The organism is Mesorhizobium sp. L2C084A000 (assembly GCF_000502875.1).
GTDB lineage: Bacteria > Pseudomonadota > Alphaproteobacteria > Rhizobiales > Rhizobiaceae > Mesorhizobium.
The window spans coordinates 1-24,348 of sequence record NZ_AYWX01000014.1; the positions used below are offsets into that span (position 1 = coordinate 1).

A 24,348-nucleotide genomic window follows, 5' to 3' on the forward strand; every position below is an offset into this window, starting at 1 on the left:
CGCCGACTGCCGGGCGGTGGGCCGACCGCTTCGGCGCCGGCCGCATCATGACCGTCGGCTCGGTGGCGGCAGCCGTGGCGCTGGCGCTGTGCGCCGTCGCGCCCGACCGCGTGAGCTTCGTTGTGGCCTTGCTGGCGATGGAACTGGCCTCCAGCTTCGTTCTCTACAGCGCCGCCTTCGTTGCGATCGTGCAGATCGGGGTTCCCCGACCGCAGCGCAGCATCACCCATCTGACGCTTATCGCCGGGTTCGCCTCGACCCTGTTCTGGCCGCTGACTTCGGCGCTGCATGCGCATCTGACATGGCGCGAGGTCTATCTTTTGTTCGCCGCTCTCAATCTCGGCCTATGCCTGCCGATCCACGCGTGGCTGATGCGCCTGTCGCGCCGCCATGCAGCAGTCATGCCGCAAGAGCGCGGGTCCGCCCCCGATGAAGCGGGCACGCGGCTCGATGCGCGGCGCGGCCGGACCGCCTTCCTGCTCATGCTGGCGGGGTTCGCCACCGAGGGCTTCGTGCTGTCGGCGATCCTCATCCACATGGTGCCGCTGACGGCGGCGCTGGGGCTCGGAACCGCAGGCCTCTTCGTCTCGACCCTGTTCGGGCCGGCGCAGGTCGCCAGCCGGCTGATCAACATGCTGTTTGGCGGGCGGCTGCAGCAGACGCACCTCGCCGTCATCGCCGCATCGCTGATCACAGCAGGGCTGTGCGCACTGCTCCTGACGACGCCATGGCTGCCAGGCGCTTTCCTGTTCGTGTTGCTGTTCGGCCTTGGTTCCGGCCTCACCAGCATCGTCGGCGGCACCTTGCCGCTCGAACTCTTCGGCCGCGAGGGCTATGGTGCGCGGCTCGGATGGGCGAGCGCTGCCCGTCAGTTCACCTCGGCCTTCGCGCCGTTCGCGCTCGCCTTCATGATGGCGCGGACATCCGTCGCCAATTCGCTGTGGGTGCTGGTCGTCGTCGCCGCGAGCGGCGTGATCGCCTTCCTCGCCATCGTGCTGCTCAGACGGCGGGGCGGCCTGCCAGCGTTCGTGACCCATCTCGCGTGACTTGGCACCTGGCGCCGATCATGATGGTCTGCAAAAGGGTCCGGAACGCTGAGAGTGGGGATCGACCGCAATCCCTTTTGCATCTACCGCAGTGTACTGCCGACGGAAACCTGGCTCTTATGGAGCGCCGGGAAGACCGGCTCGACATCGAATGCGTCGCGGGGTTCCCGCTACCCGCGGTCACAGTGAACCAGGTGGAATCTTATGCAGAATGATCGTATTCAAGACCGGGTCAGCAAAACGAACGCTGGGATGGTTTGTTTGTCTGGGCGCCGGGGGCGCATTGGCAGCCATGATCTATGGTATTTTCACGCATCCCGAAGCGCAGACCCCGGCCGAGCTTTGGTCCGGAGTGGTCATCGGTGTTTTCCTTGTCGGTCTCATGGTGGCCGGGATTGCTGTCCAATACGCACGTTGGAGCATCGAAGGCGAAAACATCATCTACCGTCGTCTCTTCAGAAACAAAACGATCCCACTCTCCGAGTTGGCAGGCTTTGGACAAGTCATTGTCGTTGTCGTCGCTATTCCTTTCGTCCATGTGGATCTTTACGATCGCGAACTGAAGCTCATCGCGCGGCTTCCGGTAAGTCTCAAGGATTGGCCTGAAGCGGAAGCACGGCTTGCAGCGCGTTTGCGCTATGTCGTCAATGACGGAAGCCCCGCATTGCCCAAACGGAGGTTCGTCGATACACCGAAAAAGAAGCATGTCTTATAAGGCGTGACATCAATGCCTGAGAATCTTGCTCAGGAAAGCGCGGCTGCGGTCGGTCTTGGGGTGTGAAAAGAACTCGTCCGGCGTGCCGCTTTCGACGATGGCGCCGGCGTCCATGAACACCACGCGCTGGGCGACCTTGCGGGCAAAGCCCATCTCGTGCGTCACCACCATCATGGTCATGCCTTCCTCGGCGACCGCCACCATGACGTCGAGCACTTCGGAAATCATCTCGGGATCGAGCGCCGAGGTCGGCTCGTCGAACAGCATGATCTTGGGCCGCATGCCGAGGCAACGCGCGATCGCCACGCGCTGCTGCTGGCCGCCGGAGAGCTGTGCGGGATAGGCATTGACCTTGTCGGCGAGGCCAACCTTGGCCAACAATTCACGGCCTGCTTTTTCAGCCTCGGCACGCGGGATCTTGCGGACATGGATGGGGGCTAGCGTGACGTTCTCGAGTGCCGTCTTATGCGGGTAGAGGTTGAACGACTGGAAGACGAAGCCGATCTCGGTGCGCAGCTGCGTCATGTTGGTGGCGGGGTCGCCCAGGCGTTGGCCGTCGACGACGAGGTCGCCGTTCTTGATCGCCTCCAGGCCGTTGACGCAGCGGATCAGAGTGCTTTTGCCCGAGCCGCTCGGGCCGCAGACGACGACCACTTCGCGCGGCTCGACGCTGAGCGTGATGTCCTTGAGCACGTTGAGCGAGCCGAACCATTTGTTGACGCCGCGAAAGTCGATCATACCGGTCTTGGCAAGGCCCGTTGTGGTCATGATTTCTGGACCTTTGGGGTTGGAAGTCACAACTGCACCTCGCCATGTGCCGCGCCCATGCGCTGCTCCAGCCGACGGGCCAGCATGATCAGGGGATAGCATACGATGAAATAGCCGACGCCGACGAGGAAGAAGACCAAGAGGCCGTTGGGCACACGCTGCACCACCAGCCAGCCGACGCGGGTGAGGTCGGTGAGACCGATGGCCGACACGACGGAAGAATCCTTGATCAGCAGCACATACTGCCCGACCAGCGGCGGCAGCACGATGCGCATGGCCTGCGGCAGCACCACCTGGCGCATGCGCTGCCAGCGCGACAGGCCGGACGCCAGCGCCGCCTCGACCTGGCCGGTCGGCACCGAGCGGATGCCGGCGACGACGATCTCGCAGATGAAGCAGGCGGCCAGATTGGTCAGCGCGATGATGCCGGCGGTGAAGGCGTCAAGCTCGATGCCGAACTCCGGCAGGATGAAGAAGATCAGGAAGATCTGCACGAGGAACGGCGTGCCGCGGATCAGGTCGACCCAGGCCCCGATCAAGCCCGAGATCAGCTGGTTGCCGCCGGTGCGCAGGATGCCGAGGCCGAAGCCGAGCAAGGTGCCGAGCACAAGGCTGATCAGCGACAGCATCACGGTCATGCCGAGGCCGCGCAGGGCCAGCGGATAGGAGCCGGCGAGGCTTTGCAGTTGTTGCCAGATCATGTCCGCGCCCCCGCCGTGCCGAGCCAGCGGCTGGAGACGCCAGCCAGTCCCTTCAGTCCGTAATAGAGCAGCAGATAGAAGGCGGCGATGGTGAGGAAACCTTCGGCCGGCATGAAGCGGTCGGAGGCGAGCAACTGGCCGGCGCGCGTCAGTTCGGCAACCGAGATCAGCGACAGAAGGGCGGAATCCTTGACCAGCACGATGGCTTGGCCAAGCAGCGGCGGGATCGTCACCTTGAAGGCTTGCGGCAGCACGACCAGGCGCATCCGTTGGACATAGGTCATGCCCGAGGCGACGCTGGCTTCGACCTGACCGCGCGGGATCGACAGGATGCCGGCACGAATGATTTCAGCGATATAGGCGCCGCTGTTCAACGACAGCGCGAGGATGCCGACGACGAGTTCCGGCAGGACGAAGCCGAGCCGGGGCAGGCCGAAATAGAGAAAATAGAGCTGCGCCAGCAAGGGCGTGGCACGCACCGCATCGATATAAGCCTTGGCCGGCACACGAAACAGCCAGCCGCGCTGCAGATTCATGGCGCACAGCACGATGCCGACGATGAGCGCCCCGACAAAGGACAGCGCCGACAGCCAGACGGTCGTGATCAGGCCCTGTCCGAACAGCGGCAGGTATTCGACGATGGTGCGGAAACTGAAATTTTCGAGCATCGTTGGGTGCAATCCCCAGAGTGCAGGAAACGACGGATGAAGCGAAATTCCAGGCGGTTTCGCGGCGCTTGAGACGCGCGCTAACCGCCTGGGTTTATCGCTGCTTAGTGGTCTTTCTTCCAGGCGTCGGAATTGACCCAGTAGTCGAGGTTCTTCTGCAGGCGACCATCGATGGTGACCTGGTTGAGGAACAGGTTCATCCAGACCAGCAGGTCCGGCTCGTCATAGCGGGTGGCGAAGGCAAGCGGCTCCTTCGACAGAAGGTCCGGCATGATGGTGAAGCTGCCGGCCGGATAGGCGGTCGACTGGCCCTTGACCGCCGAGACGTCGTTGACGCCGCAATCGGCCTGGCCGTTGTTGACGGCGTCGAGCAGCAGCGGACCGCCGCCCTTGTAGCTCTTGATGTCGGCGTCGGGGAAGGCTTTCTTGGCTTCCTTCTCGCCGGTGGCGCCGAGCAGCACGGCGATCTTGGTGCCCTTGGCCTTGCAGTCTTCGGTGGTCTTGAACTTGCTGTCGGCCTTGGTGAAGACGGTGCTGCCGGTGTACATGTAAGGCGTGGTGAAGGCGACCTTCATGCCGCGCGCCAGCGTCGGTGTCATGTCGGCGACCAGAAGGTCGGCCTTGCCTGACAGCAGCGCCGGGATCAGACCATCCCAGTCGAAATCGAGGAAGGTGATTTTCACACCCATTTCCTTGGCCATCAGTTCGGCCAGTTCAACCGAACTGCCGGTGCGTTCGCCATTGGCGCCAACCAGCGAGAAAGGGGGTCCCTGGGTCTGCACGGCGACACGCAGTTCGCCGCGCTTGGTGATGTCGTCCAGTGTTCCGGCTGAGGCAGCAGTGGTAAGGCCGGCGAGCGCAAGTCCGGCGATGAAAAGCTTGGCAATCTTCATTTGGTAGTCCTCCTTGTTTTATTGTTCCATGTCTTCGTTGTTTTTCACCCTTTGGGGTGCTTTTTGAGCGGCAGCGCCGTTGCCGGCGGCAGCCACCGTTCGAAAATCCTCAGTCCCAGGCCACCGTCTCGGTGACCTTGATGCCGCGTCTGGCAAGCTCGTCGAAGAAGGGTTCGTCGGGCACGTCCAGCAGCGGGTTGAGCAGGCCGGGTTTGGTGATCTCGCCACGCGCCAGCATCTGCGCCACGATGCTGGCGGGATAGCCGACGCCGAGGCTCATGCCGAACAGGCCCGAAGCCAGGTCCCGCTCGATGATCAGGTCCGACGTCACCGTCTTGGCGCGGCCGCTTTCGAGGCCGGAAAAGACATTGCGCATCACGCACAGGTCCTTCTCGCCGGGACCATATTGCAGTTGCGGGCCGAGCAGCCGGCCGAGGAATTCGCGCGGGCTGTTGGAGGTGCCGGGCACCTTGTCCTCAGAGAGGAAACCGAGCTCCTTTAGCGGCGCCCAGAAGGCCGACCATCCCGGCCAGCGCAGCGTGTAGCGGCCGGAACGGCGCAGACCCTTGGCTGCCTCCAGCATCTCGACATAATGCAGCGCATCGCCATTTGGGAACGCTTCCAGCCTGCCCAGGCCCGCGACCTCGATCTCATGGATGAAAGGGTTTTCGTGCTGCTGGCCGGCCGGCACCGCGACGCGCTTTCCGCCCTCGATCATGACGCTGTCGCGGTTCTGGCTGACCAGGACCATGTCGAAATTCCAGCTCACCTTGTAGCACAGCGGCTTGGCCATCGCCTTCGGCTCGGGGATGCCGCCGCAATAGGAATCGATCGCGGTGATCGAAGAGAACTGCCTGGCGGCGCGCGCGTAGAGTACGAGGTCGATGCCGGGGTCGAGCCCGCATTCGGTCATGATCGAGACGCCGGCTTGTTCGGCGGCCGGCGCCAGATCGGCGATCGACTTGGCGTAGTTGGTGGTGACCAGCGGCGTGCGCGTGGCGATCGCGGCCTGCACCGCCTCGCGCATCAATGGCTGCGGCAACAGGTCGATGACGGCGTCGACATCATCAAGCACATTGGCCAGCGCCGGGCCGATCGCGCCTTCAGGCACGACGAAGCGCACACGGGCAAGATCGGTCAGGCCGGCAAGCCGGGCCGGGCCATCCGCTGCGGTGTCGACGCAGACGATTTCCTCGACGCCGTCGCTGGCAACAAGGTCGGCGATTGCCGCCCGGCCTTGCAGGCCGAGGCCGCCGAGTACCGCGATCTTCATGCCGGCTCCTTGCGGTCGTCCGACCAGCAGCCTTCCGGCAGGCTGACCCATTTGTTGCAGGACGCCATGACGACGAAGGTTTCGCTGCGCACGACTTCGCCGGGCTCGCCGGCACCCGGGATCAGTTCGCTAGTGACGCGGTAGAGGTCGGCGACGTCACCCGCCACGGTTACGTCGACGATGATGTCGAAGCGCCCGGTGACGACCGAGGCCGAGTTGACGAAGGGCAGTTCGGCAATGCGCTGCGCCAGTTCGCGGGCCCGGCCGCGCCCTTGGGCATTGATGCCGACAATGGCCGAGATCAGCTCGGGACGCTCGGTCAGATTCAGCAGGCCGACGATCTTGAGCAGGTTGCGGTCGAGCAGGTTGCGCAACCGCGTGCGCACCGTCGGCACCGAAATCGCCAATATCTCCGCGATGCGGTTGATGCCCGGCTGTGCATCCTGCGACAGCTGTTTGACCAGCCGCCGATCGGTCAGATCGAGATGTTCTCGCAAAGTCCCCGTCTTTCACAAAAGGAAAAAACTTTGGCGGTTTTTTTGCCAATGTGCAAACAAGCTACGTCACGGATATTGGAAAAGCAAGGCAATGATTCAGCGCTACTGGTGATAGGTGGTCGCTGTCAGGGCTCAGACCAGCGCTGCCGCCAACAGTTTTGCCTGTGGCGTCAGCTCTTCGAAGCGGCGGGCGCAGAGGTTGAGCTGGCGCGTCGCCCAGTCGTCGGTCAGCCGCAGTGTGCGCACGGAACGACCCGCCGCACTTTCCGGCACGATGGCGATGCCGGCGCCTTGCGCGACCAGCCGGCAGACATTGTCGAGGCCAGGCACGCGGATGCGGACATGCAGATGGCCGCCAAGGCGGGCCGCCTGGCGCGTGATGTGCTCCTGCAGCGCATGGCCGGTGCTGAGGCCGACGAAAGATTCGCCGAGAACCTCAGTGAGGTTGACGGTGCGGCCTTCAAGGCCGGGCCGGTTCCGCGCGGCGATCACCACCAGCCGGTCGGTGAAGAACGGTTTCTGTTCGAGATGCGACAGGCCGGCCCAGGTTGCGGCGATGCCGAGATCGGCCGCACCATTGGCCACGGCTTGCGCGATCTCATGGCTGGGGCGCTCGTCGAGATCGATGTCGATCTGGGCATGGGCGACAAGGAAAGCCGGCAGGATGTCGCGCAGCAACTCGGCTGTAGCGGCGGTGTTGGCCAGCAGCCGGACGCGGGCGCGCAGGCCGGTGGCATAGGCGGCCAGATCGCCGGTCATGGCCTCGATCTGGTTCTGCACGGCGCGCGCATGATGCAGCAGCGCCTGTCCCGCCGGCGTTGGCACCACACCACGGCGGCGGCGCTCCAGGAGCGGCGCGCCGAGCCGCTCCTCCATGCCCTTGATGCGGGCGCTGGCCGACGCCAGGGCCAGGCCGGCAAGCTCGGCGCCATGGGTGATGCTGCCGCGTTCGGCCACCAGCAGGAACAGGCGGAGATCGACCAGATCGAAGCGCATTCTTTTGCTCCTGCGAATATTCAGCGCCCGGGAAGGCGATCGGCCCTCCAGCCTTCGTCCTGGCCGAAGGTTGGCAGCACAACTTCCACATTGTGATCGGCCGGGATCTTCGTCAAACAGTTTCGAAGGAGAATTGTGATGAACAAACGAACGTCAGGCCGGCTCGGCATTCTCGAAAGCACGGCGATCGTGCTGGCCATTGCCGTGGCTGGCCTTGCCATGGCGCCAGCGGGATCAGGCCTGCGGGGATGCGCGGCGACGGTCGTATCCACCAGCCGCGATGCGGCGCCGGCAAAGGCCGCCAGCCTGGATGCCGACGCAACCGATATGCTGCTGCATGACTGATCCCGCCTTGAAGATACGACCATGCTGAGCGCCGGCGTCCTCGCCTGGATCGGCGCCGTGTTCCTCGCCGCCGGCTTCGTCAAGGGCGTCGTCGGCATGGGGCTGCCGACCGTTGCGATGGGCCTGCTGGCGGTGACGATGCCGCCTGCGCAGGCCGCGGCGCTGCTGCTGATCCCGTCGTTGGTCACCAATCTCTGGCAATTGCTGACCGGCCCGTCCTTCGGCGGCCTGTGTAAGCGGCTATGGACGATGATGGCCGGCGTGATGCTCGGCACCGTTGCCGGTGCCGGGCTGCTGACCGGCACGCATACGGGCGCGGCTTCGGCCGGGCTGGGCGCCGCACTGGTGCTCTATGCGATCCTCGGCCTCGCCAAGGCCGGCTTCACCACGCCGGTGCGCCACGAAGCCTTGATGTCACCGCTGGTCGGGGTGGCGACCGGGCTGGTCACCGGCGCCACCGGCGTCTTCGTCATCCCGGCAGTGCCCTATCTGCAATCGCTGCGGCTGGAGAAAGAAGACCTGATCCAGGCGCTCGGCCTATCCTTCACCGTGTCGACGGCGGCGCTCGCCATCGGGCTGTTCAGGACCGGTGCCCTGGCGTCGCCGAGCGCGCAACTGGCGGGATCGGTCGCAGCCCTTGCGCCGGCGCTGGCCGGCATGTTCGCCGGCCAGGCATTGCGCCGGAGGATGAGCATCGAGACCTTCCGGAAAGTGTTCTTCGTCGGATTGCTGGCGCTGGGTGTCTATCTTGTGGAGGACGGTATTCTGTAGCTTGCGGCAGGCGTTCAGAATGCAGCTATCGCCTTGGCGATCGCGGCGAAAGGCAGGACCAGGGACAGCGGCGCGTCATCCAGACGGATCGCACCGTAACCTTCATACCAGTGGGCAGCCTGGTCACCTTTGGCATCGATTAGCAAGGCAACGCCGCCGAGCTCCTCCGCGACTGCCATACAGCGCTTCCCGGCGGCGAGCAGCAAACCGCCGCCAAGGCCGCGGCCTTGTATCGTACGGTCTACGGCGAGCCGACCCAGACGGTAGACCGGCACGTCATAGCGGCCAAGGCCGCGTTTGGCGACTGCCGGGGTCCTGGCAAAGTCGATCGAAGCCGGGCTGAGAGAGTAGAAGCCGAGGATGCGCAAAGGATCTTGCGCCGTCACGGCGACGAAAGTTTTTGCGCCACCGCTTTGATGACTTTGACGCGCAAAGCGCTGCAAATAGATGTTGAGGTCCGCGTCGCCACAGTCGAAGGCGGCACGGTTATGTTGTCTCCCGATCGGCACTTCTTGCCATGTGACGGAGTTCACGCGAGAGTCTGGCCGGCTTTGGCGGCGCGGATAAGGCGGTTGGTCGGGGAGGGCGGGTTTTCAAGCAGGTCGAGGACGCGCAGACTGTCCCGTTCTGACAGCGCAAGATGTTCGGCGCGTTCGATCGCAGCCTGGGCGTCACGCAGTGCGGAGCGCGTAACGAACTCGGTCAGGCCGACATTCGACAAGGCGGCCGCACGTGCGATCACGGCTTTCGCTTCGGGCGGAATCCGGAAATCGATTCGACCGTTATCACCGACGTTGCGAGGCATGGCTATCTCCTTTGTCTGCTATTATATGGTACGGATTGAATCCGTACAATATAAATCCTATCGCTTTAGCCTCACGGGCATGTGAGGAGCGCGCTGGGCCAAATCTGTTACCGCACCACCAGCACCGCAATCTCCGTGTAGGACAGCACTTCCGCCGTCTGGCTGCCGAGAAGCAGCTTGCCCAGTCCGCGACGGCCGTGCGAGGCCATGACGATCAGGTCGCAGCGCAGGGCCTGCGACAGTTCCAGGATGGCTTCGGCGGGCCGCTTGTCCTCGACATGGACCACCTCCGCGGCCACGCCAACGGCGTCCGCCGACGCCTTGCATTTGGCGAGCACTTCCTTGGCATAGCGGCCTGCCTCTTCCTTGTAGGCGACGAGCTCATCGCCGGCGGCATAGCCGGCCATGGCGCCGCCCCAGGCGAAGATCGGGAATGGTTCCGAGACGGTAACGAAGGTGACGGAGGCGCCGAGGTCCTTGGCCAATGTCAGGCCGTGGGCAACGCCCTTGTCGGCCAGTTCCGATCCGTCCGTGGCGATGAGCAGATGTTTGTACATGATGATCTCGACTTGTTGTGCAAGGGCCCGTGCCCTTGTGGTGGCGGGAGCCTTGTAGAGGCTGGCCTTGATATAGTTGCGGCACCAGGATGATCACAGGGCCGGCCCGCCGCGGATCAAGGCCAGGCGACCACGCAGTTTTGTACCAAGCGGATTCCCCTTTGCCGCATCGTTGCTTAAGGTGCCGGACCACATCGAAAGGCATCTCATGAGCAGCGTGTATCCCCAAATCCATCTGGTCCGGCATGGCGAGACGGCATGGAGCCTTTCGGGGCAGCATACCGGCCGCACCGACATGCCGTTGACCCCGGTTGGCGAGGCCGCCGCGCGGGGCGTCGCGGATAGGCTCAAGGGCCTGTCCTTTTCGGCCGTATGGTCGAGCCCGTCGCAGCGCGCCTACAACACCAGCGTATTGGCCGGCTTCGGCGCGCAGAGCGTCAAGAAGGACGATCTGCAGGAGTGGGACTATGGCGCCTATGAGGGGCTGACGACAAAACAGATCCTGGCCGAGCGCCCCGGCTGGAATGTGTTTCGCGATGGTTGTCCAAAGGGCGAGATGGCGGCCTATGTGGGCGCGCGGGCCGACAGGATCATTGACGGGTTACGCAAGGCCAATGCCGACATGTTGGTGTTTTCCAGCGCGCATTTTTTGCGCGTGCTGGCGGCGCGCTGGATCGGGCTGCCGCCCGAAGGCGGCGCGCTGTTCGTGCTCGATACGGCAAGCATCAGCGTGCTCGGCTACGAGCATGATCTGAGCGAGCCGGTCATCCGGAAATGGAACCAGAAGTAGTGCGGCATCGGCCGGCGGTACCGCTCCCCCTACCTGTCGAATTTCCTGATCGCCTCGGCGGTTACCGGCGTGAAGAAATTCACCAGATTGCCATCGGGGTCGCGAAACAGCAGCGAGCGATTACCCCAGGGCATTGTGGTCGGCTTTTGCACCGTTACATCCCTGAGTAGGTCCGAGAGCCTGGCGAATTCAGCATCGACGTCGCCGACGCGGAACTCAAGGATGACGGTGTGGTTGTCGGCGGGGCGGGCGATGTCGCCGCCGAACAGCATCAAGGTGCGCGTGCTGCCGATTGCCAACGTGCAGGCAGGTGTCGCGAGTTCGGCGAAGTCTTCTGTGTACATAGTCACGGGCATGCCGGTGATCTCGCCATAGAAGCGCACGAGACGCTGGACGTCCGACGTGATGATGCGGACAGAGACGAAATTCATTTGTTTTGCTCCTGGATTGCTGGAGCCGCAGCCCGGCCCATGAGTCACCTATAGGCCAGGCCTCCTGACAGCTTCCTGTCAGGAGGTGGCGCGGATGCAAGGCCGCCGACATCGACGATACGCGGGGCTCACCCCGCCAGCAGCTCCAGTTCCTCCGGCGTCAAATGCCGTGCCGTACCCTTGGCGAGGTCGCCGAGCGGCAGGCGGCCGATAGCGATGCGGATGAGGCGCAGAACCTCGACGCCGTGCGCGGCGAGCAGGCGACGGATGTGGCGGTTACGGCCTTCGTCGAGTACGATCTCCAGCCAGGCGGTGCGGCCGCCGCTGCGCAAAAGTTCGATCGAACTGGCGCTCAGGGTCTCGCCATCGACGGTCACGCCGGCGCGGAATTTGTCCAGCATCGCTGCGTCCGGCACCATGCCGATCTGCACGTGATAGGTCTTGGGCAAATGCGAGGCCGGATCCATCAGCCGGTTGGCAAACCGGGTGTCGTTGGTCATCAACAGCAGGCCTTCGCTCGCCTTGTCGAGGCGACCGACCGGGGAGACGAAGGGCAGGTCGAGCCCTTCCAGGCAGGCATAGACGGTGTCGCGCTGTTGCGGGTCGTCGCGGGTGGTGACCAGCCCGCGCGGCTTGTTGAGGACGAGATAGACCTTGCGCTCGGCAACCACCGGCCTGTCGTCGACAACGATGCGGTCACGGTCGAGGTCGACGCGCAGGGCTGCATCGCGCACGACCTTGCCGCCGACACGCACGCGGCCTTCGGCGATCAGCACCTCGGCCTGCGTGCGAGAGCACAGGCCGAGCTTCGACAGCGCCCGGTTCAGGCTGACGCCGGGCGCCGCCTGCCTGCCGCTTTGTCGTGTCTGCCGTGGTGTCATGCTGCCGTCTGTGCTGGTGGAGCCGACAAATGCCACGGGCTGCAATGGCTTCGCAAGACGCGCTGCTGCAATCGTGCGCAAAGCAAGGGGGCAGTGGCGGCATCCGCAGTTCTTGGACCGGCGATATTGTCGCCGCCGCATCCGCGATAAACTTGCTTCGCATGAGTGAGTCTCTCGACATCTCGCCGATCACCAAGACCGTCGTCATCAGTGCCGAGCCGGCCAAGGTCTGGCGGATACTGACGATGCCAGAAATGATCCCGCAATGGATGTCCGACGAGGAGTTGACTGTCAGCCTGCAAGGGCATGCCGGCGGCGCGATCGTGATGCGCGGACTGCTGCACGGAATGCCGTTCGAGAACCATGGCACCGTCCGCGCTTTTGAGCCTGAAAAGAGCTTCGCGTATGGCTACTGGAGCACGCTGTCGGCCTCGCGGCTGGCGGACGTGCCCGAAAACCACACCGTGGTCAGCTTCGATCTGACGCCGGTGGGTGGGGGAACGACGCTGACGCTGACGCTCAGCGACTTCGCCGAACCGGCGATCCGTCCGCATGCCAATCTCTACTGGGGGCCGACCTTGCAGATCCTGAAAGCGGTCTGCGAGCGCGCTTGAGGGCGGGCGTCATCCCCGCGGACGGGCCGTCCGGCCCTTACTCTTTGGGGTGTCGGGCGAGAGCCAGCGCGCGAATACGGTCGGCGACGGCGCTGTCGACCGGGTTGTAGACGGTCAGGCTCAGATCCGGCCGGCCGTCGACCGCGAAGCCCGAATATTCCAGCTCGATATCGCCGAGTTCCGGGTGTTTCAGGCGCTTTGTCCCGTCGCCGTGGCTGAGCACGTCGTTTTCGCGCCACAGCGCGTCGAATTCCGGGCTGGCGCTACAGAGCTCGTCGACGAGTTCGCGCACCTCGGAGACAGCGCCGGCGCGTGCCGCATCGGCACGGAACGAAGCGACCACGAAACGGGCCAGGTTTTTCCAATCGTGCTGCTTGGCGCGGATGGCGGGGCGCAGGAACATGAAACGCAGGATGTTGCGCTCGCCCTCGGGCAGGGCACTATAGTCGGTCAGCACGACCCGCGCGGCGCAGTTCCAGGCAACGACGTCCCAGGTGGCGGTCCTGACTATGGCGGGGCTGGCATCGAGCGTGTCGATGAGGCGCTGCAGCCGTGGGCTGACACCCTCGACGCCCCTGTAGCGGACCTCGGGCGGGCGCCCCAGCCCGAGCATGAAAAGATGTTCGCGCTCCGCCTCGGTCAGCAGCAGCCCCTTGGCGATGCGATTGAGGACATCGGCCGAGGGTGCGCCGCCGCGGCCCTGCTCCAGCCATGTGTACCAGGTCGGGCTGATGTTGGCGCGTTGGGCGACCTCTTCCCGGCGCAGTCCCGGCGTGCGTCGGCGGCCCGAAAAGCCGAAGGAAGCCGGATCGAGCCGCGTGCGCCGGTCTTTGAGGAACGCTGCCAGCGAGCCGGCGGAATTGGAGGGCATCCTGTTAGTCATTATACCATGATAAGATCACTACTTTAATAGAATAATAGACCAGCAATATTACGCAGGCAACTAGTGCAGGAGATTTTGCATGCGTATCTTTCTCACCGGCGCGACCGGTTTCATCGGTTCGGCGCTGGTTCCCGAACTCATCCAGGCGGGCCACCAGGTGGTCGGCGTGACCCGCTCCGACGCCGGCGCCGAGGCGCTGGCCGCCGCGGGCGCCGAAGTGCTCCGGGGGACGCTCGAGGATCCCGAGGGGTTGCGCGACGGCGCGGCCAAGGCGGAGGCTGTGATCACACGGCGTTCGACCACGATTTTTCGCGGTTTGCCGAAAATTGCGAAAAGGACAAGCGCGTCATCGCCGCACTCGGCGCCGCCCTGGCCGGCTCCGACCGGCCGCTGGTGATCACCTCCGGCGTCGGCATGGGCAGCCCCGGGCATGGCGAGCTGGCGATCGAGGACGTCTTCAATCCCGGCCATCCCAATCCGCGCATCGCCTCGGAGCTGGCCGGCAATGCCTTGCTGGACGCCGGCATCAATGTGTCGGTGGTGCGGCTGCCGCAGGTCCACAATCCGGTCAAGCAAGGGCTTATCTCGCCGCTCATCGAAATCGCGCGTGAAAAAGGCGTCTCGGCCTATGTCGGCGAAGGCCGCAACCGCTTCTCCGCGGGCCATCTCCTCGACGCCGCGCGGCTTTACCGGCTGGCCGTGGAAAAGCGGCAACCGGGCGCGCGCTATCACGCGGTCGGCGAGGAAGGCGTCGAGGTGCGGGCCATCGCCGAGGCGCTTGGCCGGGGCCTGAAATTGCCGGTCGTTTCCATCGCGCCGGAAAGAGCGGCGGAGCATTTCGGCTGGATGGCGATGTTCGCCACCATGGACCTGCCGGCCTCCAGCGCGCTGACACAGGCACGATTGGGCTGGCACCCGACCGGCCCGACGTTGATCGCCGATCTCGATGCCATGCAATACGCCGCTTGATTGACTGAAGCATCGGCCTAAAGCTGACGATACAGGGGCCGGTAATCAGTCAGATTGCCGGCCCTTCTGTACGAGGCGGTCAGCCCTCATCCAGGAGTAACTGCGTAACGCAGATGGACGAGCCCATGCGCCAGCGCCTCGCAGCTCTTCAGGGACAATTGCATCTTGCTCGCCAGGCCGCTCTCGCCAAACTCGACGAAGGCCTGGTTTGCTGCGCGTCCATCGATCGCGGGCGCCACGAGAAGGCTCAGTTCATCGACGAGCCCGGCCGCAAGGAAGGAACCGTTGATGCCGGCACCGCCCTCGAGCAGCAACCGGCGGATGCCGAGTTCGCTGCCGAGCACCTCGAGCATCGCCGCGAGATTGATGTCCGCCGCTTCCGACATGATATAGGATACGCCGTCGGCGGCGAGCTCGGCCAGGTGGCTGTCGGCGACATCATGCCCAAGCAGCACCACGACATGGTCGCCGCCGATGTCGGGTTTGGAAAAATGAAGCTTGCCCGAGGCATCAAGCGCCACGGCATAGCTGCCCGCATTCCTTTGCGCGAAATGATAGGGCCGGTCGACCTTGCCGGCATTGGCCGGCGGATGCGCGCCGGCCTTGCTCATCTCGGCCATGGTGACGCGGCCGACGATCCAGGCGTCAGCCGCGAGATCATTGTGGATATGCTCGTAGAGGCTCGACCAATCCGCCTGGGTCCCGTCCGGACTTGTCGTGTAGCGGCTTGGATGAAGGCTGCCGTCGAGTGATGCGAGCATATGGCAGATGACTTGCAGCTTCATACGGGTTCTCCAAATCACAAAAGCTTCGCGGGTCAATCCAAGGTAGTGCCGGGTCGAGGGAATGGAAGCCAGACGCCTCAGTGAGATGCCAGCCCACGATCCAAAAATCCGACAATTCCGATAATTTTGCCGGACGGCGCTGTTATATCGAGGTTGCACAAATGGTTGGCGCTGGGTTAGCATCCCTGCGCAGGCGTCGGTGGGAGGCTCTTTTTACAGCGGCGGCCAGCTGGAGCGGCATGCGTTTTCGGGCGCAGGGAGGATGCTCCACACTTTGAACCGACGCATGATCCTTCCTGAAACCGATCCGGTTTTCGGGTCGTGCGTTCTTGTGGAGGAGGATCCCATGAACAGACGTGAATTCCTGCTGTCGTCCGCGGCTTTCGGCGCCATGATGGTTGCCGCGCCCTCGGTGTTTGCGCAGGACAAGCTCACCATCCTTGGCTCGGTGCCCAGTCTCGGCTTTCCGTTCTTCGTGCACATGCTGAACGAGATCAAGGCGGAAGCCGCCACGCAAGGCGTCAATCTGACCGAAAGCGACGGCCAGAACTCGGCCACCAAGCAGACCGCCGACATCGAGGCCGCCCTGGTGCAGAAGGTCAACGCCATCGTCATCTCGCCGCTCGACGTCAATGCGCTGGCGCCGGCCATCGAGGAAGCGGTCAAGGCCGGCGTTCCCGTAGTGACGATCGACCGCCGCGTCGACGGCGTCGAGGGCATCCTCGCGCATGTCGGCGCCGACAATGTGAAGGGCGGCGAGGCGGAAGCCAACGCCGTGGTGGCGGCGTTCCCGAACGGCGCCAAGCTGTTCCATCTGCAGGGCCAGCCCGGTGCCGGCCCGGCGATCGACCGCAACAAGGGCGTGCACAATGTGCTCGATCCCTTGAAGGACAAGTATCAGATCGTCTTCGAGCAGACCGCCAACTTCGCCCGCGCCGAGGCGCTGTCGGTGACCGAGGCCGGCCTTGCCGCCAATGGCAAGCCCGACGCCATCGTCTGCGCCAATGACGACATGGCGCTGGGCGCCATGGAGGCCTGCGCCGCTCGCAACTTCACCGACGTCAAGATCTACGGCTTCGATGCACTGCCGGAAGCGCTGGTCGCGGTGCGCGACGGCAAGCTTGCGGGCACCGTCGAGCAGTTTCCCGGCGAGCAGTCGCGCACCGCGGTGCGCATCGCGGTGGCCTTTGCCAAGGACAAGACCGAGCCGAAGGAGAAGCTGGTGCTTTTGACGCCGATCGTCATCGGCAAGGACAATCTCGACAAGGCGGAGAGGATTGGCGAGACGAAGTAGGGCGATTTGGCAAGGCTGGCGGGACAGCGCCCCCTCTGTCCTGCCGGACAGAGGGGGGTGTTCAAGCGCTGATGGAGCCGTGATGAACTGCAATCCGGGAGCAACCATTGTCGCCAGCTGAAGCCGCATCGCCCGAGCCCATCCTGCTTGCCGTCGAGGGCATCACCAAGCATTTCGCCGGCGTCACCGCGCTGAGCGATGTCTCGCTCGACATCCGCCCCGGCGAAATCCTCGGCCTGCTGGGCGAAAACGGCGCCGGCAAGTCGACGCTCTTGAAAATCCTCTCGGGCGTCATGCCGCCGTCGGGCGGCCGCATCACTTTCGACGGTGCCGATTATCATCCATCCAGCCCGCAGGATGCCAAGCGGCTCGGCATCGTCACCATCTACCAGGAACTGAGCCTGATCCCGACGCTGACTGTGGCGGAGAATATCTTTATCGGCCGCGCGCCGCTCGGTCCGCTCGGGCTGGTGAGTTGGAGGCGCATGGAGCAAGAGTCGCGCTCGATCATCGCCCGCGTCGGCCTCTCCATCGATCCGATGACGCCGGTGTCGGCGCTGTCGGTGGCCGAACAGCAGCTGGTCGAGATCGCCCGCGCCCTGTCGCTGAAAAGCCGGCTGATCATCATGGACGAGCCGACCTCGGCGCTGACCGAGACCGAGGTGCAGCGGCTGCTGTCGATCATGGGTCGGCTGCGCAAGGACAAGGTCGCCATCATGTTCGTCACCCACCGGCTGGAGGAAGCGTCCGCCATATGCGATCGCATGACGGTGCTGCGCGACGGGCGGCTGGCCGGGCATCTTAACCGCGAGGGCGGACCGATCGCGCTGCCCAAAATCATCGAGAAGATGGTCGGCCGCGCGGCGTCCGAGCTCTACGCCCGGCCGGCGCAGCGCGCGGTGGCCGGCGATATCGTGCTGTCGGTGCGCGGCCTGCGCACCGTTCGCGACCCCGAGGCGCCCCACGCCATCGTGCTCGACGGCGTCGACATCGACCTCAAGGCCGGTGAAATCCTCGGCGTCGCCGGGCTTGTGGGGTCCGGCCGCACGGAACTGGCGCGCGCCATCTTCGGCGCCGACCGCATCGCGGCCGGCACCATCACGCTCGACGGGAAGCCGATCGCCCCGGCATCACCCGCGGACGCCATTGCGCTCGGCATCGGCCTGCTACCGGAGGACCGCAAGCACCAGGCGATCTTTGCCGCGCTGGGCATCCTGCCGAATTTCTCCATCGCTTCGCTGGGCAGCTTCAGCAACGGTTTCGGCTTCATGGCCGAGCGGCGCGAGCGCGATGCGCTGTCCGGGTTTCGCAAGATGCTGTCGATCCGCATGGCTTCGGCCGAGCAGGCGATCGAAGGCCTGTCGGGCGGCAACCAGCAGAAGGTGATCCTGGCGCGCTGGCTGGCGCGCGATCCGAAAGTGCTGATCGTCGACGAGCCGACTCGCGGCGTCGATGTCGGCGCCAAGACAGAGGTGCACCAGATCCTGGTGCAGCTTGCGGCGCGCGGCATTGCGGTGATGATGATTTCGTCCGAGCTGCCCGAGGTGCTTGCGGTGTCGGACCGCATCGTCACCATGCGCCGGGGACGCATCACCGGCCAGATGCCGGGCGTCGAGGCAAACGAGGAAAGACTGATGGAACTGATGGCACTCGACCGCAAGGAGATACTATGAGCGTGGCGGGGGAACAGGATCAGCGCGGCGGTGTCAACTTCGCGCGGCTTTTGATGAGCTTCGGGCCGCTGCTGTTCTTGGTGGCGCTGATCATCGTCTTCACGGTGCTGAAGCCGAGCTTCATGGACCCGATCAATTTGTTCAACATCACAAGGCAGATCTCGATCACCGGGCTGATTGCGCTCGGCATGACCTTCGTCATCCTCACCGCCGGCATCGACCTGTCGGTCGGTTCGCTGCTCGCCTTCTGCGGTATGGTCGCCGCCGTGGTCGCCAAGGGCGGCTCCGCCAACACGCTGTCGCTGTCGACGAGCGGCACGCAAGGGTTCGGCTGGTTCGCAGCACTCTTGGCCGCCGTCGTTGTGGGCGCTGCTGCCGGCGGGGTGCAAGGGCTTGTCATCACCCGGCTAAAAGTGCCGCCCTTCGTCGTCACGCTGGGCGGGCTGACGGTGTTTCGCGGGCTGACGCTGACCATCTCAAACGGCGGCCCGATCTCGGGCTTCGACGCCTCGATGCGCTGGTTCGGAACCGGGCTGATCGGCCCCGTGCCGGTGCCGGCGCTGATCTTCGCCGCGGCCGCCATCCTGTGCCACATCGTGCTGCGCTACACGCGCTACGGCCGAGCCGTCTATGCCGTCNCGTCGGCGGCAATGCCGAGGCGGCAAGGCTGTCGGGCCTGCGCGTCGACCGCATCCTGATCTCGGTCTATGTCATCGTCGGCTTTTTTGCCGGGCTTGCCGCCTTCGTGCTGTCGGCGCGGCTGAACTCCTCCGAAGCAGTCGCCGGTATTGGCTACGAGCTGACGGTCATCTCGGCCGTCGTCATCGGCGGCACCTCGCTGTTCGGCGGCATCGGCTCTGTCGGCGGCACGGTGGTGGGCGCCGCGCTCATCGGCGTGCTGCAAAACGGGCTGCAGTTCAACAACGTCTCGTCCTACACGCAAAGCATCGTCATCGGGCTCATCCTGATCCTGGCGGTGGCGTTCGACCGGTGGCTGAAATCGCGGGTGAGAAGGTGAGGAGCAAAGGGGGAGGAGCGGTTGGCGCCCAGGCACCCCCCTCTGTCCTGCCGGACATCTCCCCCGCAAGGGGGGAGATTGGCAGCTTCGTCCTCGCCGCTTTCTCTTCAACGTTGAAAATTGGCGAAAGCAGTCATGACGTCCAATCTCCCCCCTTGCGGGGGAGATGTCCGGTAGGACAGAGGGGGGTGCCTCGCACCTGCGCTTGCTAGGGACCCCCATTCTTGCAAAACAAGCATGCTTTGCTAGAAAGACCTGGGGCGGGTGGCATCGTGAGAGAACCTCATGTTTGCCGATATCATCAGACCGATCACCTTGAGTTTTTCGCTGCTGCGGCGGTTCTGGCCGCAACTCGTGGCACTCGTGCTGGCCGGCGTGCTGGTCGGCGATCTCCTCATGCAGCTCGCGGCGAAGGTGGCGCTGGCCAATCACTTCGCCGGGCTGGCGATGCTGACGCTGGTGGCGCTGGCGCAGCTGGTGGTGACGGTGGCGATGTTCCATGTGTTGCGCCCCGGCCTGCCGCATGTGCTGGCCGCGCAGCGCAGCGCGGACAAGGCCGCAACCACCGAGGCGCAAGCCGTCAAGGAGCCGGGTGCTGTGGACCGGCGCGGCTCGCGGCTGGTGCGGATGATCACCATCGCGCTGCTGCCGTTCTTCGCCTATTACGCGGCCTGGGGATTTCTGGGCGACATCGTTCGCCAATATTCGCGCGCCACGCTCGACCAGGCCGATTTCGGCCAGAGCGCCAATGTGCTCGACGTGCTCGATTCGCGCTGGCTGCTGGTCTCGGTGGCGGTGTCCTGGCTGATCCACCGGCTGGCCAAATTCATGCAGACGAAAACGAAAGCCGCCTCGTTCTGGCAGATCGTCGTGGTGATCTGCGAGACCAACTGGATCTTCGTTGGCCTCTATGTGATCAGCCGCTGGAAGGACTCGGCGCTGCAATGGCTGATGAGCCGCAATTTCTGGTCGGCCCTGCAGGCCTCAGTGGACGGGCTGGCGAACCCGGTGCCGATGGCCTCGGCCGCCCCCATGGTGCCGGTCGAGTCGATCGCGCCATCGACGGTTGCCGTCAACCTGTTCTTCTTCATGTTGCTGCCGCTGATCTGGCTGGTGATGGCGGCGCTGATCTATGGCTATGACGTGCGCGACGATGCCGCCCTGATGCGCGTGCACGGCCGGCTGGAGCGCGCCGGCCGGCGCTATGTCGGCCTGCCGAAATTCCTGCGTGATTTCGTCGAGCATTTCATCGCCGGTTACCGCTCGCGCTATCTGCCGATCGCCAACGGGGTTCGGCTGACAGTCAGCTCCAGTCTGGTGCTTTTGTGCACGCTGGTCGTCGGCTACCGCTTGCTCGACTGGGGCGCTGCCTGGCTATGGCTGGGCACGACGCGGCTGATCGGTCCGCACGAGCTCGACGTCTGGCAGATTTTTTCGCATGGCGTGACGCTGCTGTTCGGCAGCCCGTTCCAGGATTCCTCCACCGGCATCCTGATCGAGCCGCTGCGCATATGCTTTCTCGCCGCCGTGCTGGAGACAGCGTTTTCGATGGCGAAGCGGGCGGGGAAGTGAATTCTCTCCGTTTACGGGGAGAAGGACGCTCACTTCGGCGGCCTCTGAAAGCGCAGGAACCACGGCCGCTCGCTGCCCAATCCGACAGCCGGGCGGATGGTCTTGATGGCGTCCTCGGGCACGATGAAGGTTTCGCCCACGGTGATGATTTCGCCCTTCTTGGCGCCGGAGAAGATCGCCGAGGTGCAGTTCATCACGCCGTCCGGCAGGCCGACGCCGGAGATGAAGTCGGACAGCCAGCGGCGCCCGGCGGCGTCGGTCAGTATCACCTTGCAGCCCAGCCACTGTTTTTGCAGATCGGGGTCGCCAACCGTTACCGCAAAGGTGGCGATGACGGCGAAGGCGTGGTCGGGCAAGCGGCCGGCCTTGCCGCCGCGCAGATCGGCCAGCCGCCACTCGCTGCCGCCGAATGGCACGGACTGGCCGAACTCGACATCCCTGGCGATGAGGTCGTCGCCGTGCAGCCATTCACGGACGCTGTCATAGCTGGTCTCGGCCAGCGTCAGCGGCAGCAGGATAGCGAGCGCGGCAAGACCGCGCCGGCGCCATTTTTTCTCGGTCTCTCGGCCTTCGTCGGCGGCTGGTTCGAGATCGGTCGAAACTGCGGTCATGCCTTTGCCTTGGTCTTGCTCAGTGTTGAGAGTTTCGAGCGCAAACTGCGCTGCGGAATTGCTTTGGGTTCAAGCTGGGTTACTCTGAAACGATTGAGCTCCCTGCATCGGAGAACAAAATTTGCAGAGTCCCGAACCGTTTCAGATTTCCGCGACGGATTTCTGGCTCCTGAGCCACCGGACTGACTCTGCTCTGCCCGGGTACCTGGTGCTTGGTTCCAAGCTGCCGACCAACAACCTCTTGGAACTGCCGCAAGCGGCTCTGGCCGAATTGGGCCCATTGCTTGCGGAAGCTCAGAAGGCATTGACGTCGCGGCTGCGGCCTAACCGGCTCTACATCAGTCGCTACGGCCATTCTCCGGGTCATTCGTTCCATTTTCACCTGATACCTGTCTATGACTGGGTCGAACGGCTCTTCTGGTCCGACCATCGATATCGATCCTTGAACAGTTCACTGATGCGTCAAGCGAACCGGGCACCGATGGCGCGGAACTCACGCTGTTTATTTGGAGGGAATTTTGTGAGCGGGCCGATCCACCCCCTGTCGAAGGTCCTTCTGTTGCGGAAGTGATTGCATTGCTGCGCCAGGTCATGGGCAGTTAGGCTTGCGCGCCCCTTCCTACAGTCGCGCATCAAGATCGTATTGCGGCAAGACATCCGCTGGCTGGCCATCGGCGCCGGTCGGCACCGCGTCGAGGCTGATGCGGGCCTGGGCGTCGAGCGGGCCGAACCGGCGCGCGGCGACCAGCAGGCTGGCGCCGGGGATCTGGTCGGGCGGCATCTCGAAGATGAACAGGCCGCGTCTTTCCAACCCCGGATCAATGGAATGCGGCGGCATGTCCTGGCGGTAGCCCAGCCGTTCGCTCTGGTGGTAGCGCAGGCCGGTCGGGCCTTGCCAGGTGCCGTCGGCGACCGTGGTGGAGGTGCTGGTGGCGGTGAGACTGGTCGTCACCACCGCCCACAGGCCGCTGGTCGTCAAAAGCTTCTCCTGGCCGAACTGGTCGCTCTTCAGCGTGCGGGCAAAGACCACTCTGTCGAGGCGGACAGCGAAGCTGCGCGCCCGCACCGTGTCGTGGACGGCGCCGTCGACCGGGATCGGTGCGGTGAGCTCGGCATAATGCGGCTTCGACACCTGCATGCCGTAGCTCAGCGCCACGGTGGTGGCGAGGATCAGGAGATTGCCGATGGCCCGGATATTCATGAGCCGCCTTTCCGTGAGTCTGCCACGGGCAGGTCGACGACGGGCAAGGTGACGGTGCCGAGCCGAGTGGGATTGAACCAGCCGGGCGTCCCGTAAAGGTTGTCGCGCGGCTTGAAGAGCTCGGCGATGATGCCGAAGCTGAGATTTGCCGGCACGATGGCGTCGCCGGCAAGCGGCCAGACATAGGCCATGCGTTCGGTCATGCCGGGATGCAGTTCCGGCGTCAGAGTCGAATCACGGGTCAGCGCGATCATCGGCAGGCCGTCGAGCAGAGCGAGTCCGTCCGGCGTGAAGACATTGAAATAGGCCTTGTCGGATTGCGCCGTGCGATTGGTCAGGTCGACCTCCAGCACCAGCGCCTTCTGGCCTGGTTTCAGCGGCACGCCATAGACCTTGGCGCGGCTGACATATGCACGCACCGGCTTGAGATGCCAAAGCCCGGCATCGATGCCGGCATCGGGCGGCAATTGCGGCGGGGCGTGGGGGGGCAGGGCGCCGAACGCGCCCATCAGGCCGGCGACGAACAGGGCGGCGATGGTTCCCGCGCCGGCCGTTATCCAGGTTTGAAATTTTAAGCGGGCAGTCTTGAACATTCCAAACTATGCACGTCGACGATCAGCCACCCCTGCGCAGTCTAGAAAGAAAAAATTGCTGATGGAACCCGCAAATGGCTGGTCCAGCCTCACGCTGCTTCGCGCGCCCATAGAAGATGGCCATGGCGACGAAAATACCGCGCCACCAGCCGCTGTTGCTTGGCCCTGATCAGGTCGGGCAGGCGCCGCTCCTGGCGCCAGCGCGGTATGTTGCGCCAGCAGGCTATGAAGCGGACGGCGTCCTCGATGGCCTCCTCCGCCGAGAGGGCCGGGCCAATCGCGGCCAGGAACAGCGCCTCCGACGGTTTCAACGCGTCGATCACCGCCTTGCGCCTGACGTGATCCTGACGGGCGTGGGCGATGCCGTTGCGGCGGATGGCTTCGAAGGCTTCAAGCAGGGCCAGGCTGTCGCCGGCGTAACCGCAGGAACGGGCAAAATCGGCGGCAAGGGCGTCCATTATCGCTCCCGGGTTTGATGCAATGGGCGGGTTCGTGCTCCGACTCACATTTGCATATCCAGCGTGAAAGCATAACTCAAATTATCTTAGAAGAAAAACTTCTGGGAAAGTTTGAAAACTGCGACTCGACTCCGGGCGCAAAACACAGGAATATGCGAACAAATCAGGAACAAAGACGAGGCAGGGGCGATGGCATTGCCGGGCAGGGAACCAACAATGGCGCATGTCGCCTCGATCTCGGTCGAGTGCGCGGATTGCGGCCGCAACCGTTGGTGGCGGCCCGATCAGTTGAAGCGGTTCGGCGTGACGAGGAACACGCCGCTTGCCGCTCTGTCGGGCCGCATCGTCTGCTCGGCCTGCCGTGCCGACGGACTGCCGGGGGCGACCGTTACGATCCAGGCGGCCTTCATCGACGAGCGCCAGCGCGTGCGTAGCGAAGCGCAGATGCTGAGCGATCGCGAGGTGCCGCTGGAGGGAGCGCGGCGGGCTTGAGTCTTGTCGAAAGGGTGAACGGCCGGTTCGCGTAAGCGAATTGATCGT

The 24,348-nt window shown here is 64.3% G+C and carries 28 protein-coding genes and 3 pseudogenes; 13 read left to right on the forward strand and 18 right to left on the reverse strand.

Features of this window, described 5'->3' with window-relative positions:
* Both arsK and X735_RS141330 read left to right on the forward strand, forming a co-directional pair.
* Positions 1 to 1,046, forward strand: a 1,046-nt coding sequence (arsK, locus tag X735_RS141335; protein ID WP_023813256.1) for an arsenite efflux MFS transporter ArsK, incomplete at its 5' end; no start/stop codon positions are given.
* A gap of 211 nt (positions 1,047 to 1,257) precedes the next feature.
* Positions 1,258 to 1,761 (forward strand): hypothetical protein, encoded by a 504-nt coding sequence (locus X735_RS141330; protein WP_128305598.1) that lies wholly within the window; start codon positions 1,258 to 1,260, stop codon positions 1,759 to 1,761.
* 9 nt (positions 1,762 to 1,770) lie between these two features.
* Here the strand turns inward: X735_RS141330 and X735_RS141325 are convergent, their stop codons facing one another.
* The 7 genes from X735_RS141325 to X735_RS141295 form a co-directional block, all read right to left on the reverse strand.
* Positions 1,771 to 2,499 carry an amino acid ABC transporter ATP-binding protein gene (locus X735_RS141325; RefSeq protein ID WP_031213610.1) on the reverse strand — a complete coding sequence of 243 codons (729 nt, stop codon included), beginning with the start codon at positions 2,497 to 2,499 and terminating at the stop codon, positions 1,771 to 1,773.
* 56 nt (positions 2,500 to 2,555) lie between these two features.
* Positions 2,556 to 3,230: an amino acid ABC transporter permease gene (locus tag X735_RS141320; protein WP_023813259.1), complete on the reverse strand. Its 675-nt coding sequence runs from the start codon at positions 3,228 to 3,230 to the stop codon at positions 2,556 to 2,558.
* Complete coding sequence (locus tag X735_RS141315) at positions 3,227 to 3,898, reverse strand: amino acid ABC transporter permease (protein WP_023813260.1); 672 nt, start codon at positions 3,896 to 3,898, stop codon at positions 3,227 to 3,229. The genes X735_RS141320 and X735_RS141315 overlap by 4 nt, the downstream gene beginning before the upstream one ends.
* 104 nt (positions 3,899 to 4,002) lie before the next feature.
* Complete coding sequence (locus X735_RS141310; protein WP_023813261.1) at positions 4,003 to 4,791, reverse strand: ABC transporter substrate-binding protein; 789 nt, start codon at positions 4,789 to 4,791, stop codon at positions 4,003 to 4,005.
* A 109-nt stretch (positions 4,792 to 4,900) separates the two neighbouring features.
* Entirely contained in the window at positions 4,901 to 6,064 is a 1,164-nt protein-coding gene (locus tag X735_RS141305; RefSeq protein ID WP_023813262.1) for a saccharopine dehydrogenase family protein, read from the reverse strand.
* Positions 6,061 to 6,561: an Lrp/AsnC family transcriptional regulator gene (locus X735_RS141300; protein WP_023813263.1), complete on the reverse strand. Its 501-nt coding sequence runs from the start codon at positions 6,559 to 6,561 to the stop codon at positions 6,061 to 6,063. The genes X735_RS141305 and X735_RS141300 overlap by 4 nt, the downstream gene beginning before the upstream one ends.
* Before the next feature lie 132 nt (positions 6,562 to 6,693).
* Positions 6,694 to 7,557 (reverse strand): LysR substrate-binding domain-containing protein, encoded by an 864-nt coding sequence (locus X735_RS141295; protein ID WP_023813264.1) that lies wholly within the window; start codon positions 7,555 to 7,557, stop codon positions 6,694 to 6,696.
* A gap of 138 nt (positions 7,558 to 7,695) precedes the next feature.
* On the opposite strand from X735_RS141295, the gene X735_RS141290 reads away from it, so the two are divergent.
* Complete coding sequence (locus tag X735_RS141290) at positions 7,696 to 7,902, forward strand: hypothetical protein (protein WP_023813266.1); 207 nt, start codon at positions 7,696 to 7,698, stop codon at positions 7,900 to 7,902.
* A gap of 21 nt (positions 7,903 to 7,923) precedes the next feature.
* Positions 7,924 to 8,673, forward strand: coding sequence for a sulfite exporter TauE/SafE family protein (locus X735_RS141285; protein ID WP_023813267.1), 750 nt, complete (start codon positions 7,924 to 7,926; stop codon positions 8,671 to 8,673).
* Between the two features lie 14 nt (positions 8,674 to 8,687).
* Here X735_RS141285 and X735_RS141280 read toward each other — a convergent pair whose 3' ends face one another.
* The 3 genes from X735_RS141280 to X735_RS141270 all read right to left on the reverse strand — a co-directional run bounded on the left by X735_RS141280 (position 8,688) and on the right by X735_RS141270 (position 10,035).
* Positions 8,688 to 9,206 carry an acetyltransferase gene (locus X735_RS141280; RefSeq protein WP_023813268.1) on the reverse strand — a complete coding sequence of 173 codons (519 nt, stop codon included), beginning with the start codon at positions 9,204 to 9,206 and terminating at the stop codon, positions 8,688 to 8,690.
* Complete coding sequence (locus X735_RS141275; RefSeq protein WP_023813269.1) at positions 9,203 to 9,478, reverse strand: DUF1778 domain-containing protein; 276 nt, start codon at positions 9,476 to 9,478, stop codon at positions 9,203 to 9,205. Before X735_RS141275 ends, X735_RS141280 begins: the two co-directional genes overlap by 4 nt.
* 107 nt (positions 9,479 to 9,585) lie before the next feature.
* On the reverse strand, positions 9,586 to 10,035 hold the full coding sequence (locus tag X735_RS141270; protein ID WP_023813270.1) for a universal stress protein: 450 nt from the start codon (positions 10,033 to 10,035) through the stop codon (positions 9,586 to 9,588).
* A gap of 208 nt (positions 10,036 to 10,243) precedes the next feature.
* Between X735_RS141270 and X735_RS141265 the strand changes: the two genes are divergently transcribed.
* A complete protein-coding gene (locus tag X735_RS141265; protein ID WP_031213611.1) occupies positions 10,244 to 10,825 on the forward strand; it encodes a histidine phosphatase family protein in 582 nt (193 codons plus the stop codon).
* 29 nt (positions 10,826 to 10,854) lie between these two features.
* Here X735_RS141265 and X735_RS141260 read toward each other — a convergent pair whose 3' ends face one another.
* Together X735_RS141260 and X735_RS141255 are read right to left on the reverse strand one after the other, a co-directional pair.
* Complete coding sequence (locus X735_RS141260) at positions 10,855 to 11,256, reverse strand: VOC family protein (RefSeq protein WP_023813272.1); 402 nt, start codon at positions 11,254 to 11,256, stop codon at positions 10,855 to 10,857.
* Between the two features lie 128 nt (positions 11,257 to 11,384).
* A complete protein-coding gene (locus tag X735_RS141255; protein WP_031213612.1) occupies positions 11,385 to 12,137 on the reverse strand; it encodes a pseudouridine synthase in 753 nt (250 codons plus the stop codon).
* A gap of 161 nt (positions 12,138 to 12,298) precedes the next feature.
* Here X735_RS141255 and X735_RS0134925 point away from each other — a divergent pair, with 161 nt between their 5' ends.
* Positions 12,299 to 12,751, forward strand: coding sequence for an SRPBCC domain-containing protein (locus X735_RS0134925; RefSeq protein WP_031213613.1), 453 nt, complete (start codon positions 12,299 to 12,301; stop codon positions 12,749 to 12,751).
* Positions 12,752 to 12,788: 37 nt separating this feature from the next.
* Here the strand turns inward: X735_RS0134925 and X735_RS141250 are convergent, their stop codons facing one another.
* Positions 12,789 to 13,622, reverse strand: coding sequence for a helix-turn-helix transcriptional regulator (locus tag X735_RS141250; protein WP_023813275.1), 834 nt, complete (start codon positions 13,620 to 13,622; stop codon positions 12,789 to 12,791).
* A 91-nt stretch (positions 13,623 to 13,713) separates the two neighbouring features.
* Here X735_RS141250 and X735_RS01000000166305 point away from each other — a divergent pair.
* Positions 13,714 to 14,603: pseudogene (locus tag X735_RS01000000166305) on the forward strand (SDR family oxidoreductase).
* A gap of 86 nt (positions 14,604 to 14,689) precedes the next feature.
* Here X735_RS01000000166305 and X735_RS141245 read toward each other — a convergent pair.
* A complete protein-coding gene (locus X735_RS141245; RefSeq protein ID WP_023813278.1) occupies positions 14,690 to 15,388 on the reverse strand; it encodes a RibD family protein in 699 nt (232 codons plus the stop codon).
* Between the two features lie 346 nt (positions 15,389 to 15,734).
* Between X735_RS141245 and X735_RS141240 the strand changes: the two genes are divergently transcribed.
* From X735_RS141240 to X735_RS141230, 4 genes and pseudogenes are all read left to right on the forward strand, one after another.
* Complete coding sequence (locus tag X735_RS141240) at positions 15,735 to 16,682, forward strand: substrate-binding domain-containing protein (protein WP_013530574.1); 948 nt, start codon at positions 15,735 to 15,737, stop codon at positions 16,680 to 16,682.
* A gap of 107 nt (positions 16,683 to 16,789) precedes the next feature.
* Complete coding sequence (locus X735_RS141235) at positions 16,790 to 18,355, forward strand: sugar ABC transporter ATP-binding protein (RefSeq protein WP_023813280.1); 1,566 nt, start codon at positions 16,790 to 16,792, stop codon at positions 18,353 to 18,355.
* A pseudogene (locus X735_RS01000000166310) lies at positions 18,352 to 19,373 on the forward strand (ABC transporter permease). Before X735_RS141235 ends, X735_RS01000000166310 begins: the two are co-directional and overlap by 4 nt.
* 285 nt (positions 19,374 to 19,658) lie before the next feature.
* Entirely contained in the window at positions 19,659 to 20,945 is a 1,287-nt protein-coding gene (locus tag X735_RS141230) for a hypothetical protein (protein ID WP_023813282.1), read from the forward strand.
* Between the two features lie 29 nt (positions 20,946 to 20,974).
* Here the strand turns inward: X735_RS141230 and X735_RS141225 are convergent, their stop codons facing one another.
* Positions 20,975 to 21,556 (reverse strand): hypothetical protein, encoded by a 582-nt coding sequence (locus X735_RS141225; RefSeq protein ID WP_023813283.1) that lies wholly within the window; start codon positions 21,554 to 21,556, stop codon positions 20,975 to 20,977.
* Positions 21,557 to 21,677: 121 nt separating this feature from the next.
* Between X735_RS141225 and X735_RS1000000168040 the strand changes: the two are divergent.
* A pseudogene (locus tag X735_RS1000000168040) lies at positions 21,678 to 22,159 on the forward strand (HIT family protein).
* 16 nt (positions 22,160 to 22,175) lie between these two features.
* On the opposite strand, the gene X735_RS141215 reads toward X735_RS1000000168040, so the two are convergent.
* The 3 genes from X735_RS141215 to X735_RS141205 all read right to left on the reverse strand — a co-directional run bounded on the left by X735_RS141215 (position 22,176) and on the right by X735_RS141205 (position 23,808).
* Positions 22,176 to 22,757, reverse strand: a complete 582-nt coding sequence (locus X735_RS141215) for a hypothetical protein (protein ID WP_023813285.1) — start codon at positions 22,755 to 22,757, stop codon at positions 22,176 to 22,178.
* Positions 22,754 to 23,350: a hypothetical protein gene (locus X735_RS141210; protein WP_023813286.1), complete on the reverse strand. Its 597-nt coding sequence runs from the start codon at positions 23,348 to 23,350 to the stop codon at positions 22,754 to 22,756. Before X735_RS141210 ends, X735_RS141215 begins: the two co-directional genes overlap by 4 nt.
* Before the next feature lie 89 nt (positions 23,351 to 23,439).
* Positions 23,440 to 23,808 (reverse strand): hypothetical protein, encoded by a 369-nt coding sequence (locus X735_RS141205; protein ID WP_023813287.1) that lies wholly within the window; start codon positions 23,806 to 23,808, stop codon positions 23,440 to 23,442.
* A gap of 189 nt (positions 23,809 to 23,997) precedes the next feature.
* Here X735_RS141205 and X735_RS141200 point away from each other — a divergent pair, with 189 nt between their 5' ends.
* Positions 23,998 to 24,300: a hypothetical protein gene (locus X735_RS141200; protein WP_031213614.1), complete on the forward strand. Its 303-nt coding sequence runs from the start codon at positions 23,998 to 24,000 to the stop codon at positions 24,298 to 24,300.
* Positions 24,301 to 24,348: the final 48 nt, after the last annotated feature.